Below are 11,913 nucleotides of genomic sequence, written 5' to 3'. Positions count from 1 at the left end.
TCGGCGCTTCAGTCCTCGCCGAGCCAGTCGAGCAGGTCCGCCACCGGATCGATCACCTGCCGCATGCCGGCATCGCGCAGGCCCGCGGCGAGCCCGATACCGACCACGCCGACCACGAAAACCGGCTGCCGCCCGCCGAAGCTCTCGCAGCGTTCGCGCAGCGCATCCAGCGCGATCTCCGGCTGCGCGGCGATGACGGCCGGCGCGAGATCGATCACCTGCCAGCCGTCGATCGTGCACGCATGGCCGGTCGCCTCGAAGGCAGCCTCGTAGAGCGCCGTCATGCCGCGGTCGAAGGTCACGATGTCCAGCCGGTGCCCGAGCTTCCGGTGCAGCGCCAGCACGCTGCGCGTGAAACCATGGGCCGCGTCGCCGAAGCGCTCGCGCACGATCTCGTAGCCCGTGTCGACCGACGACATGGCCACCACCCGGTCGAAGCCTTCGCTCAGGCCCGGCAATGCACGCGCCAGCGCCGCCTCGGCCCGCGCGTTGTCGGCGGCTGAGCCGATGATCCGTGGCGCCGCCTCGACCTCGGCGGCGGCCCAGCATCCGGACGGCCAGCCGCCGCGCGCGATGTGGCGCCGCAGCGTGGCGGTGATCTCGCGACTCGAGTTCGGATTGAGGAACAGCGTCCTCGCCGTCATGGCGTGGCCGGAAAGCGGTGGCGCCAGAACTGCGCGATGTCGCGCCGGCGGCAGAACCAGACATCGGGGAATTCGGAGGCCGCGAGCAGGAACTCGCGCAACGCCTCCGCGCGCCCGGGCCGCCCGGCCAGGCGCAGGTGCAGGCCGATCGACATCATCGACGCCTGCCGGCGGCCCTCGCGCCGCAGGCAGGCGAGCGTGCGCCGCAGGTGGTCGGTGAAGTCGTCGGGCGTGTCGAAGCCCGGCGCCGAGGCGAAGCGCATGTCGTTGCAGTCGAAGCTGTAGGGCAGCACCAGATGCGGCTTGTCGCCGACCCGCGTCCAGTACGGCAGGTCGTCGTTGTAGGCATCCGAGTCGTACTGCAGCCCCTGCTCGACGGCCAGCGCGCGCGTGCGCGGGCTGACACGGCCGGTGTACCAGCCGACCGGGCGTTCGCCGCACAGGCGTTCGAGCACGTCGAGCGAACGGGCCATGTGCGCGCGCTCGGTCGCCTCGGGCACCTCGTCGTAGTCGATCCATCGCGCGCCGTGCGAGACCACCTCGTGCCCCGCCTCGACGATCGATCGCGCGGCCTCGGGATGCTTCTCGAGCGCGCCCGACACCGCGAAGTAGGTGGCCGGCACCCGGCATTCGGCGAGCAGGTCGAGGATGCGCCAGTGGCCGGCCCGGCTGCCGTACTCGTAGTGCGACTCCACCACCAGGTTGCGGCGCCCGGCGCGCGCCGTCGCGCCCGACACGTCGCTGTTGAGCACCTCCGAGAAAGTGTCGCCCTCGAGCACGCAGTTCTCCGCGCCCTCCTCGTAGTTGACGACCACGCTGAGCGCGACGCGTCGCCCGCCCGGCCATTCGAAGTCGGGACGCGCGCGGCCGTAGCCGATGAAGTCGCGCACCGCCTCGCTCATCGCTGCACCTTCGCCTTCGCCACGCACACCCCGATCAACAGCAGGCCGAGGGTGCAGTAGATCGAGATCGACAGCGGGCTGTCGAAGCGGTCGAGCAGCCAGACGCAGATGCTGGGCGCGAGCGCGCCGCCGAACACGCCCGCGAGTTGGAAGCCCAGCGATGCGCCCGTGCACCGCACCCTGGACTCGAACATGTCGGGGATGAAGGCCGCGAGCGGCGCCCACAGCGAGGCCTGGCAGACCATGCCGATCGCCGAGGCCAGCACCACCAGCGAGGGATTGCGCGTCTCCAGCAGCGGAAAGTACGCGAACGACCAGACGATCGAGGCGGCCACGCCGAGCAGCAGCATCGGCTTGCGGCCGAAGTGGTCGGACAGCGCGCCGAACAGCGGGATCGCGACCACGCCGACCGCCGCGCCCCACAGCACGGCGTTCAAGGCCACCTGCCGCGGCAGGCCGAGCCGATTCGGCACGTAGATCAGCAGCAGCAGCGAGAACACATACCAGATGACGCCCTCGCCGGCGCGCACCCCGATCGCCAGCAGCACCTGGCGCCAGTGCTTGCGCAGTGTCTCGGCCAGCGGCGCCTCGGCCTTGTGGGCGCTCTTCTCGAGGCTCTTGAAGACCGGGGATTCCTCGATCGTGCGGCGGATGAAGTAGCCGATGCCCACCAGGAGGATGCTCGCGAGGAAGGGCACGCGCCAGCCCCAGTCCATGAACTGCGCGTCGGTGGTGACCGTGTTCATGAAGCCGAACATCGCATTGGCGATCAGCACGCCGATCGGGCTCGCGACCTGCACCAGGCTGCCGTAGAAGCCGCGGCGGCGCCCGCTGGCATCGAACTCGTTGACCATCAGCGCCGCCCCGCCCCACTCGCCACCGAGCGCGAGCCCTTGGGCGAAGCGCAGCACCGCCAGCAGCAGCGGCGCGAGCAGCCCGACGTGCTCGTAGGTCGGCAGCAATCCGATCAGGAAGGTCGACAGGCCCATGACGAGCAAGGTCGAGACCAGCACGAAACGCCGCCCGAGCTTGTCGCCCAGCGAGCCGAAGATCGCGGCCCCCACCGGCCGCGCGACGAAGGCGATGCCGTACGACAGCAGCGACAGGATGGTCGCGACGAAGGGATCGGCCTGCGGGAAGAACAGCTTCGGAAACACCAGCGCCGCCGCCGTGCCGAACACGAAGTGGTCGTAGAACTCCAGCGTGGTGCCGACCAGGCTCGCGGCGGCGACGCGCCGCGGACTGGTCGAGGATGCGGGCCGGTCTTCGGCGCGCGGGGCCGTGTTCGCCGTGGCGGATGTCGTCATGGGGATGCTCCTGATCGATGGACGGCGCCATTGCAGCACCGGCTCAATGCTTGGACAATCAGAATGATCCGAACGATTATTCGCCAAAGATGAATATTACGCTGCGCCAGATCCGCGCCTTCCTCGCGGTGGCCGAGGTCGGTGCCTTCGCGCGCGCGGCCGAACGCATGCACCTCTCGCCCTCCGCGTTGTCCACGCTGGTCAAGGAACTCGAGGAGCAGATCGGGCTGCGGCTGTTCTACCGCAGCACGCGCGTGGTCCAGCTGACCGAGGCGGGCGCCGAGTTCCTGCCGCTGGCGCGCAAGGCGCTCGAGGACCTCGAGGCCGCCGTCGCCGGATCGCGCGCGCTGGCCGAGGTCAAGCGCGGCCGGGTCACGGTGGCCGCCTCCATCGTGATCGCCGCCACGCTGCTGCCCTGGGTGATCCAGTCGTTCCAGCAGCGCCATCCGGGTATCCAGTGCATCCTCAAGGACGGCTTCGAGGAGACCATCCGCGACCAGGTGCGCCGCGGCGAGGTCGACCTCGGCGTCGGCACGCTGGTCGAAGGCGAACCGGGGCTGACGGAGGTCACGCTCTACCAGGACCATCTGGTGGCGCTGGTGCCCGATGGCCATCCGCTCGCGGAGCGCGGCGCCGTCACCTGGCGCGAGCTGGCCAAGCATCCGCTGATCAGCCTGTCCGACCAGAGCCCGTCGCGCGCGCTGGCCGACGCGGCCTTCGATTCGGTCGGCCTGCGGCCGGTGCCCGCGCATGTCGCGACCTTCTCCTCCACGCTGATCAGCATGGTGGCCGCGGGCATGGGCGTGGCCGCGCTGCCGGTCAACGTGCGCCAGCTCTCGCGCCGCACCGGCGTGCAGACGCGCATGCTGGTGCGGCCGACGGTCAAGCGGAACATGGGCGTCTATTCGCGCAGCGACGCGGAGCTGACGCCGGCGGCGAACGCCTTCCTGAAGCACATGCAGGCGTTCGTGAAATCGAAGGGGAGCTTGCCGGACGAGGCGGCCGAAGCCGCCGCGCATTGAAGCGGCATCGAGGAGCGAAAGACGTTTCCGCTGTGTCAATCTGTTCCAGGCCGTTGACGCCCGCGCAACCCCGTCGCTACATTCGTTCGACCCCTTCCCAGAGCACACCCATTGCACGGCCCCCTCCCCTACGTCCTCGCAGCCATCGCCATCGCGGTCCTCGCGGGCGACCTGGCCGCAACGGTCGTGGTACTGCGCAGCGATTTCTACTCGGGCCGGCAGCGCGCATGGCAGCTGGCCCTGGTATGGCTCATCCCCATCGTCGGCGCCGCCTGCTGCCTGAGCTTCGCGGCCATCCACAGGCGCGCGATCCCAAAGCCTTCCGCGGCATTCCCCGGTTCCGAGACCTACAACCTGCCCGGTGGTGAAGCCAACAGTCTCTGAACCGATGCGATGCCTTGCCGGTGCCGCCCTTCTGCTCGCGATGTTCGCCTGCCCGCCAGCGCTGGCGCAGACGCCTTCGCGCGATCTCCCGTCGTCCATCGGGCCCGACCACAGCGCATCGCTGACGGTGGAAGACTTCCTGCGCGGCGCGCAGGTGCTCGGCGAGCTCGGTCCCGAGCGCGCCGAGCAGAACGCCGACTACGTGGCGGCGATCCGCGGGCTGGCGAACATCGGCGACAACTACCGCACCGATGTGCTCAAGGCCAGGGCCGCGGGCACCACGATCGACAGCTGCCCCGGCAAGTCCGCGAAGATCACCACCGACACGCTGATCCCCTTCCTGCTGCGGCTGCCGCCCGAGCAGCGAACGATGCCGATGGAGCAGGCGTTCCGGCTGCACATGCGCGAGCTCTACCCATGCCCCGGGAAAGGCGCAACGCGGTAACCGCAAGCTCGCCCGATCGAGCGCCTACTCGGGCTTGATCCCCTGCTCGCGCACCACGCGCGTGAACTGCACGATCTCCTGCGAGACCAGCTTGTCGAGCGCCTCGGGCGACCCGCCGATCACGCGCCCGGCCTGGGTTTCCATGCGTGCCTTGACCTCGTTGTCGGCCAGGGCCGCGAGTGTGGCCTGGTGCAGCTTGTCGACCACGGCCTGCGGCGTGCCGTGCGGCACGAAGGTGCCGATCCAGGTGTCGGATTCGTAGCCCGGCACCGATTCCGCGATGGTCTGCACCTCGGGCAGCAGCGGCGAGCGCTCCTTCGAGGTCACGGCGATCGCCTTGAGCTTGCCGCTGCGGATGTGCGGCAGCGCGCCGCTCAGGGTGCCGAACACCGCGGGCACCTGGTTGCCCACCACGTCCGCGATCGCGGGTCCCGCGCCGCGGTAGGGAATGTGCTGCAGCGAGAGCTTGGCCATCGACTGCAGCAGCCCGCCCGCGAAGTGGCCCGGCGAGCCGATGCCGCCGGTCGCGTACTGGCGGTACCGCGGATCGCGCTGGCCCAGCGCGATCCACTCCTTGAGGTTGCTGGCCGGCACCGACGGATGGACCGCGAGCACCTGCGGCAGCGCACCGATCAGCGTGACACCGCGCAGGTCGCGCTCGGTGTTGAAGGGCAGCGAGGGGTACAGGGCCTGGTTGATGCTGTGCGAGGAGACGGTGAACAGCACCGTGTAGCCGTCGGGCGCGGCCTTCGCGACGTAGTCCGTGGCGATCGATCCGCCGGCGCCTGGCTTGTTCTCCACGATGACCGTCTGGCCGAGCTTCTCGCTCATCTTGGCGTTGAGCGAGCGCGCGATGGTGTCGGAGCCGCCACCCGGCGCGAAGGTCACGATCAGCCGCACGGGCTGGCGCGCGGGATAGTCGGGCTGCGCGCCCGCCAGCAGGGGCATGGCGATCAGCGCCCAGGATACGAGCCGTGTGGCCCTGAGGATGTTCATGGTGTCTCCGTCGATTTGTGCAGTCGACTGTAGGGACGGCCTCCCGAACTGAACACTACGAAATCCTGCTACCGGTATAGCGCCGACCGATGGCGCCGCACGCACGCGCTCAGCTGCCGGTCACCAGCCGCGCCCCGTCCCAGCGGCGGGAGCGCACCAGCTCGCGCACCACGCTCACGACCAGTGCGTGCACGCAGGCGGCGGCGGGCTGCAACCGGTTCAGGCGCGAATGCGCGAGCGTCGCGCGGCGCACGATCTGCGGCTCGATCGGGGTCTGGCGCAGCAACTGCGCGGCGGCATGCCAGGCCAGTGCCGAATGCGGGATCACGGTGCCCGCGCCGCCCTGCGCGACCATGGCCAGCACAGTGTGGATCGAGCTCGCCTCGGCCTTGATCTGCGGCGCCACGCCCGCCTCGGCGAAGGCGCGGTCGACCAGGTCGCGCAAGGTGGTGACCTGCGTCGTGAGCATCAGCGGCACGCTGGCCACCGTCGGCAGGTCGATGCTGCGGCCCGCGCGCACCAGCGGCTTGCGGCGCGGCTGCACGAAGTACAGCGGCTCGTCCACCAGCGGCACGGCCTCGATGCCGGGCAGCGCCACGTCGTCGACCAGCACGCTGAGCTCGACGCGCTCGTTGATCAGGTGCGCCGCGAGGAAGGTGCTGGGGCTCTCGTAGACCTCGAGCACGATCTGCGGATGGCGCTCCTCGAGCGCGGCGATCAGCGGCCCGACCAGCACCATCGCGATGCTCGACGGCAGCCCGAGCCGCACGCGTCCGCTCAGGCCCGCATCCGACGCCTTCACCACGTTCTTCGTGTCGCCCGCGAGCTTGAGGATCTGCTGCGCATGGCGGTACAGCGCCTGTCCCGCATCGGTCGGCGTGACGCCCTTGACGCTGCGCTGCAGCAGCTGGGTGCCGAGCTCTTCCTCGAGCTGGGTCATCTGCTGGCTCAGCGCGGGCTGGACGATGTGGACCAGCGCCGCCGCGCGCGAGAGCGAGCCGCTGTCGACGATCGCGACGAAGTAGCGCAGCTGGCGTATTTCCATGGCGAGAAGGGGTGATGGCCGCCCCGGCGCGGGGGCAGGCCGATGGTGGAAAGGAGGGGGCCGAACTCAGCCGAGGCCGTACTGGCTCACGACACCGTCGGCGAGCCAGGCGTCGATCCGCTCGCGACCATAGCCGAAATCCCGCAGCACTTCGACCGTGTGTTCCCCGAGCAGCGGTGGCGGCAGGCGCACACTGCCGTCGCGCAAGCCGTCGATGCGCACCGGGTTGCCGACCTGCCGCATGGGCCCGATGACGGGATGGGTGAACTCCTCGACCAGCCCGCAGTGCTGCACCTGCGGATCGGCGAACACGTCGGCGATGTCATTGATCGGCCCCGCCGGAATGCCCAGCGCGACCATCTGCGCGGTCCAGGCCGCGCGCGGCTGCGTGCGCAGGCGTTCCTCGAGCAGCTCCTTGAGCGCGATGCGGTGCTGCATGCGCGCCGCGTTGTTGACGAAGCGCGGATCCGACAGCAGCGCCTCCAGGCCGAGCAGCCGGGCGATCTTCACCCATTGCTCCTGCGTGGCGCCACCGATGTTCAGCGGCCCGTCCTGCGCCTCGAACACGCCGTACGGCGCGATCACCGGATGCACGTTGCCCACCGGCGCCGGCACCTCGCCGAGCGACAGGTAGCGCTGCCCCTGCACGCTGAGCAAGCCGACCAGGCTCGCCAGTAGCGAGGTCTCGACCTTCTGACCTCGGCCGCTGGCCTGGCGCTGGATCACCGCCGCCAGGATGCCCATGGCGGTCCACATGCCGGAGGTGAGATCGCCGATCGCCACGCCCACGCGCTGCGGGCCGGACTCGGGCGTGCCCGTGAAGCTCATGAAGCCCGAGAAGCCCTGCGCGATCTGGTCGAAGCCCGGCCAGTGGCCCTTGGGGCCGTCGCTGCCGAAGCCGGTGATGCTGCCGTGGATCAGCCCGGGGTTCAGCGCCAAGAGCTCGGCCTGGCCCATGCCCATCTGCGCCATCACGCCGGCGCGGAAGTTCTCCACCAGGATATCGGCCTTCGCTGCCATCTCGCGCACGATCGCCAGGCCTTCGGGGTGGCGGAAGTCCAGCGCCACGCTCTTCTTGTTGCGATTGCCCGAGAGGTAGTAGACGCTGGTGTCCTCGGCGAAAGGACCCCACTGGCGCACCATGTCGCCGTGCGGCGCCGGCTCGATCTTCACGACCTCGGCGCCGAAGTCGCCGAGGATCATCGAGCAGAACGGGCCGGACAGCGCGCGCGAGAGGTCGAGCACGCGGAGGCCCGCGAGGGGCAGCGCTTGGGTCATGAGCAGCTTTCTTGAGGGGCGATCGGCACGGTGCCGGCCAGGGTTGCTAGCGGCCGATGAATTCGGGACGGGTCTTCTCGCGAAAGGCGCGCAGTCCCGTGCGGTAGTCCTGCGTGTCCGCGAACGCATAGCTCGCCAGGCGTTCTTCCCGCGTCACGGGACTCGGGTCTTCCATCAGGCGGCGCAGCTGCCGCTTGAGTGCGCGAACCGCCAGCGGCGCGCTCTGCGCGACGGCGTCCGCGGCCGCCTGGACGCGCCGCTCGACATCCGCATCGTCCACCACGTCGGTCAGCAGGCCCTTGGCCCACGCAGTCTGCGCATCGAGCATGCGGCCTTCGAACAGCAGCTCGGCCGTGAGCGCGGGACCGGCAAGCCGGTAGAGCCACTCCATCTCGCCGAGCGCGAGCGGAAAGCCCAGCAGCCGGATCGGGATGCCGAGGCGAGCGCCACGGCCCGCGATGCGCAGGTCGCAGACCGAGGCGATCTCCAGGCCGCCGCCCGCGCAGGCGCCCTCGATCAGCGCGATCACCGGCACGGGCAGGTCGTGGATGGCGCGCAGGGCACCTGACACGCACTGCTCGTGAAACTCCGTCACCTGCTCGCGCGTGGCGCGCACCTGCTCGAACTCCGAGATGTCGGCGCCGGCCGCGAAGTTGCCCGCCGCACCGCGCAGCACCACGCAGCGCAGCGTCTCGCTTTGCCGCAGGTCGGCGAACACCACCCGTAGCGCCTCCCACATCACCACCGTCAGCGCATTGCGCCGGCCGGGGTTCTCGATGGTGACCGTGGCGATGAAGCCCGATTGCGACAGCCCGATGCGGCCAGGGGCGCGAAGGCCTTGTTCTTCATTCATGTGGCACGGATCCTAGGATCCGCGCGCTGCGCCGAAAACTACAACGTATTGATACCACCATAGGTTTTTCTGATGGCATCGTCGCTGGGCGCGCGCTCGGGCCGGCTACGGGCGGCGGCGCGCCATGAACGCCACCACCTCGCCCATGATTCCCTTGCGGAAGGCCAGCACGCACACCACGAAGATCAGGCCCGTGACCATGGTCACCGACTCGCCCAGCGTGTTGAACCACTCGATGGTGGTGAGGCGCGCGAGCAGGCTGCCGAACTCGCCGAGCTTGTTCTCCAGCAGCACGACCACGGCCGATCCCACCAGCGGGCCCGACAGGGTGCCGAGTCCGCCCACCAGCGTCATCAGCACGACCTGGCCCGACGCGGTCCAGTGCACGTCGGACAAGGTGGCGAAGCCCAGCACCAGCGTCTTGAGCGAACCCGCGAGGCCCGACAGCGCCGCCGAGATCACGAAGGCCAGCAGCTTGAAGCGGCTGACGTCGTAGCCCAGCGAGAGCGCGCGCGGCTCGTTCTCCTTGATGCCCTTGAGCACCTGGCCGAACGGCGAATGCACGGTGCGCACGATCAGCAGGAAGGCCAGCACGCACACGGCGAGCGCGACGTAGTACATCGTGAGGTCGTTGCTCAGGTCGAGCAGGCCGAACAGCTTGCCGCGCGGCACGCCCTGCAGGCCGTCCTCGCCACCGGTGAACCTCGCCTGCAGCGCGACGAAGAACATCATCTGCGCTAAGGCCAGCGTGATCATCGCGAAGTAGATGCCCTGGCGGCGGATCGCCAGCGAACCGAAGACCCAGCCGAGCAACGCACCGGTGAGCGTGCCCGCGACCAGGCCGAGCTCGGGCGTCAGGCCCCAGGCCTTCATGGCCTGGCCCGCGACATAGGCCGAGCAGCCCAGGAACGCCGCGTGCCCGAAGGACAGCAGGCCGGCGAAACCCAGCAGCAGGTTGAAGGCGGCCGCGAACAGCGCGAAGCACAGGAGCTTCATCACGAACACCGGATAGGCGCCGAGGAAGGGCGCGAGCAGCAGGCCGGCGAGCAGCAGCGGATAGAGGACGAGGGAGAGTTTCTTCATGACCGCGAACTCACTTTTCCTTGCCGAACAGGCCGGCCGGCCGCACCAGCAGCACGATGACCATGATCACGAACACGACCGAGGACGAGGCCTCCGGGTAGAACACCTTGGTGAGGCCTTCGATCACGCCCAGGCCCAGGCCGGTGAGGATGGCGCCCATGATCGAGCCCATGCCGCCGATCACGACGACGGCGAACACCACGATGATGAGGTTCTGCCCCATCAGCGGCGAGACCTGCATCACCGGCGCGGCCAGCACGCCGGCGAAGGCGGCCAGGCCGCAGCCGAAGGCATAGGTCAGCGTGATCATCAGCGGCACATTGACGCCGAAGGCTTCCACCAGCCGCGGGTTCTCGGTGCCCGCGCGCAGGTAGGCGCCCAGCCGCGTCTTCTCGATCGCATACCAGGTGGCGAAGCACACGGCGAGCGAGGCCACGACCACCCAGGCACGGTAGTTGGGCAGCACCATGAAGCCCAGGTCGCTGGCGCTGGCCAGTGCCGCGGGCGTGTCGTAGCTCAGGCCCGAAACGCCGTAGACCGAGCGGAACGCTCCTTCGATCAGCAGCGTGAGGCCCAGCGTGAGCAAGAGGCCGTAGAGGTGGTCGAGCTTGTAGATCCAGCGCAGGAACAGGCGCTCGATCAGCACGCCGAGCAGGCCGACGATCAGCGGCGCCACGGCGAGCATCGCCCAGTAGCTGATACCGAAGTAGCTCATCGCCATCCAGCTGAACACCGCGCCCACCATGAACAGCGCGCCATGCGCGAAGTTGATGACGTTGAGCAGCCCGAAGATCACCGCAAGCCCGAGGCTCAGGATCGCGTAGAACGACCCGTTGACCAGGCCCAGCAGCAGTTGGCTCAACAGGGCCTGCACGGGAAAACCAAAGACAGTCGTCATCGCCTCAGACTCCCAGCAATTCGTTGAGCACAGGCATCCTGGCTTCGAGCTCGGCAGCACCGAACTTCTCGACGATGCGGCCGTGCTCCATCACGTAGAAGCGATCGGCCAGCGGCGCCGCGAAGCGGAAGTTCTGCTCCACCATCACGATGGTGTAGCCCTTGGAACGCAGCGTGGTGATCATGCGAGCGAGCGCCTGCACGATCACCGGCGCCAGGCCTTCGGAGATCTCGTCGAGCAACAGCAGCTTGGCGCCCGTGCGCAGGATGCGCGCCACCGCGAGCATCTGCTGCTCGCCGCCCGACAGCCGCGTGCCCTGGCTGTGGCGGCGCTCCGCCAGGTTCGGGAACATCGCGTAGATCTCGTCGACCGACATGCCCTGCCCCGCGCCCTTGAGCTCGGGCGGCAGCATCAGGTTCTCCTCGCACGACAGGCTCGCGAAGATGCCCCGCTCCTCGGGGCAGTAGCCGATGCCCAGGTGCGCGATGCGGTGCGTGGGCATCGCGATCGTCTCCCGGCCATTGACCTCGATGCTGCCCTTGCGTGCGCCCGTCAGGCCCATGATCGCGCGCAGCGTGGTCGTGCGGCCCGCGCCATTGCGGCCCAGCAGCGTGACCACCTCGCCCGGCTGCACGACCATGTCGACGCCATGCAGCACATGCGATTCGCCGTACCAGGCCTGCAGGCCCTTGATTTCCAATGCGGCGGTCATCAGTGAGCCCCTTGCAGTTGGCCGTCGGTGGTGCCCATGTAGGCCTCCATGACCTGCGGGTTCTTCGAGACTTCCGCGTACGGCCCCTCGGCCAGCACGGCGCCGCGCTGCAGCACGGTGATGGTGTCGGCGATGGTCGAGACCACGCTCATGTTGTGTTCGACCATCAGGATGGTGCGTCCGGCCGACACGCGCTTGATCAGCTCGGCCACGCGGTGCACGTCCTCATGGCCCATGCCCTGCGTGGGTTCGTCCAGCAGCATCAGCTCGGGCTCCATCGCGAGCGTGGTCGCGATCTCCAGCGCGCGCTTGCGGCCATAGGGCAGGTTCACGGTCTGCTCTTC

13 protein-coding genes and 1 pseudogene are annotated in these 11,913 nt (G+C 69.2%); 3 read left to right on the top strand and 11 right to left on the bottom strand.

The annotated features are described in order from the left end of the window. Positions 1–8 precede the first annotated feature (8 nt). The 3 genes from BM109_RS26320 to BM109_RS26310 are packed head-to-tail and all read right to left on the bottom strand — an operon-like array spanning position 9 to position 2,853. A complete protein-coding gene (locus BM109_RS26320; RefSeq protein WP_093349343.1) occupies positions 9–644 on the bottom strand; it encodes an aspartate/glutamate racemase family protein in 636 nt (211 codons plus the stop codon). After that, complete coding sequence (locus tag BM109_RS26315) at positions 641–1,546, bottom strand: polysaccharide deacetylase family protein (RefSeq protein ID WP_093349340.1); 906 nt, start codon at positions 1,544–1,546, stop codon at positions 641–643. Before BM109_RS26315 ends, BM109_RS26320 begins: the two co-directional genes overlap by 4 nt. Then, positions 1,543–2,853, bottom strand: a complete 1,311-nt coding sequence (locus tag BM109_RS26310) for an MFS transporter (protein WP_093349337.1) — start codon at positions 2,851–2,853, stop codon at positions 1,543–1,545. The genes BM109_RS26315 and BM109_RS26310 overlap by 4 nt, the downstream gene beginning before the upstream one ends. 89 nt (positions 2,854–2,942) lie before the next feature. Here BM109_RS26310 and BM109_RS26305 point away from each other — a divergent pair, with 89 nt between their 5' ends. The 3 genes from BM109_RS26305 (at position 2,943) to BM109_RS26295 (ending at position 4,704) form a co-directional block, all read left to right on the top strand. Then, the gene (locus BM109_RS26305; protein WP_177239463.1) at positions 2,943–3,875 is read left to right on the top strand and encodes a LysR family transcriptional regulator; all 933 of its coding nucleotides are present in this window, start codon (positions 2,943–2,945) and stop codon (positions 3,873–3,875) included. A 111-nt stretch (positions 3,876–3,986) separates the two neighbouring features. Further along, positions 3,987–4,259 (top strand): hypothetical protein, encoded by a 273-nt coding sequence (locus BM109_RS26300; RefSeq protein ID WP_093349332.1) that lies wholly within the window; start codon positions 3,987–3,989, stop codon positions 4,257–4,259. Between the two features lie 4 nt (positions 4,260–4,263). Further along, positions 4,264–4,704 carry a hypothetical protein gene (locus BM109_RS26295; RefSeq protein WP_143129264.1) on the top strand — a complete coding sequence of 147 codons (441 nt, stop codon included), beginning with the start codon at positions 4,264–4,266 and terminating at the stop codon, positions 4,702–4,704. 24 nt (positions 4,705–4,728) lie between these two features. Here the strand turns inward: BM109_RS26295 and BM109_RS26290 are convergent, their stop codons facing one another. The 8 genes and pseudogenes from BM109_RS26290 to BM109_RS26255 form a co-directional block, all read right to left on the bottom strand. Next, positions 4,729–5,700 (bottom strand): tripartite tricarboxylate transporter substrate binding protein, encoded by a 972-nt coding sequence (locus tag BM109_RS26290; RefSeq protein ID WP_093349327.1) that lies wholly within the window; start codon positions 5,698–5,700, stop codon positions 4,729–4,731. A gap of 109 nt (positions 5,701–5,809) precedes the next feature. Beyond that, on the bottom strand, positions 5,810–6,745 hold the full coding sequence (locus tag BM109_RS26285) for a LysR substrate-binding domain-containing protein (RefSeq protein ID WP_093349325.1): 936 nt from the start codon (positions 6,743–6,745) through the stop codon (positions 5,810–5,812). 66 nt (positions 6,746–6,811) lie between these two features. Further along, complete coding sequence (locus BM109_RS26280) at positions 6,812–8,023, bottom strand: CaiB/BaiF CoA transferase family protein (protein WP_093349323.1); 1,212 nt, start codon at positions 8,021–8,023, stop codon at positions 6,812–6,814. 46 nt (positions 8,024–8,069) lie between these two features. Next, positions 8,070–8,876 carry an enoyl-CoA hydratase-related protein gene (locus BM109_RS26275; RefSeq protein ID WP_093349320.1) on the bottom strand — a complete coding sequence of 269 codons (807 nt, stop codon included), beginning with the start codon at positions 8,874–8,876 and terminating at the stop codon, positions 8,070–8,072. A 105-nt stretch (positions 8,877–8,981) separates the two neighbouring features. Continuing rightward, positions 8,982–9,959: a branched-chain amino acid ABC transporter permease gene (locus tag BM109_RS26270; RefSeq protein WP_093349318.1), complete on the bottom strand. Its 978-nt coding sequence runs from the start codon at positions 9,957–9,959 to the stop codon at positions 8,982–8,984. Between the two features lie 10 nt (positions 9,960–9,969). Then, entirely contained in the window at positions 9,970–10,857 is an 888-nt protein-coding gene (locus BM109_RS26265) for a branched-chain amino acid ABC transporter permease (RefSeq protein WP_093349315.1), read from the bottom strand. 4 nt (positions 10,858–10,861) lie between these two features. Next, a complete protein-coding gene (locus tag BM109_RS26260; protein WP_093349313.1) occupies positions 10,862–11,569 on the bottom strand; it encodes an ABC transporter ATP-binding protein in 708 nt (235 codons plus the stop codon). After that, positions 11,569–11,913 (bottom strand): annotated as a pseudogene (locus BM109_RS26255) (ABC transporter ATP-binding protein); the annotation flags it as partial. The gene BM109_RS26260 and the pseudogene BM109_RS26255, both read right to left, overlap by 1 nt.

The organism is Variovorax sp. PDC80 (assembly GCF_900115375.1).
GTDB lineage: Bacteria > Pseudomonadota > Gammaproteobacteria > Burkholderiales > Burkholderiaceae_C > Variovorax.
The sequence above is the reverse complement of the archived record's forward strand: the minus strand, read 5'-3'. Positions and strand labels throughout refer to the sequence as shown.

Coding starts and splice junctions, on each gene's coding strand:
- BM109_RS26295 (WP_143129264.1), top strand. CDS start 4,264: ATGCGATGCCTTGCCGGTGCCGCCCTTCTGCTCGCGATGTTCGCCTGC.
- BM109_RS26305 (WP_177239463.1), top strand. CDS start 2,943: ATGAATATTACGCTGCGCCAGATCCGCGCCTTCCTCGCGGTGGCCGAG.
- BM109_RS26285 (WP_093349325.1), bottom strand. CDS start 6,745: ATGGAAATACGCCAGCTGCGCTACTTCGTCGCGATCGTCGACAGCGGC.
- BM109_RS26290 (WP_093349327.1), bottom strand. CDS start 5,700: ATGAACATCCTCAGGGCCACACGGCTCGTATCCTGGGCGCTGATCGCC.
- BM109_RS26260 (WP_093349313.1), bottom strand. CDS start 11,569: ATGACCGCCGCATTGGAAATCAAGGGCCTGCAGGCCTGGTACGGCGAA.
- BM109_RS26320 (WP_093349343.1), bottom strand. CDS start 644: ATGACGGCGAGGACGCTGTTCCTCAATCCGAACTCGAGTCGCGAGATC.
- BM109_RS26265 (WP_093349315.1), bottom strand. CDS start 10,857: ATGACGACTGTCTTTGGTTTTCCCGTGCAGGCCCTGTTGAGCCAACTG.
- BM109_RS26280 (WP_093349323.1), bottom strand. CDS start 8,023: ATGACCCAAGCGCTGCCCCTCGCGGGCCTCCGCGTGCTCGACCTCTCG.
- BM109_RS26270 (WP_093349318.1), bottom strand. CDS start 9,959: ATGAAGAAACTCTCCCTCGTCCTCTATCCGCTGCTGCTCGCCGGCCTG.
- BM109_RS26310 (WP_093349337.1), bottom strand. CDS start 2,853: ATGACGACATCCGCCACGGCGAACACGGCCCCGCGCGCCGAAGACCGG.
- BM109_RS26315 (WP_093349340.1), bottom strand. CDS start 1,546: ATGAGCGAGGCGGTGCGCGACTTCATCGGCTACGGCCGCGCGCGTCCC.
- BM109_RS26275 (WP_093349320.1), bottom strand. CDS start 8,876: ATGAATGAAGAACAAGGCCTTCGCGCCCCTGGCCGCATCGGGCTGTCG.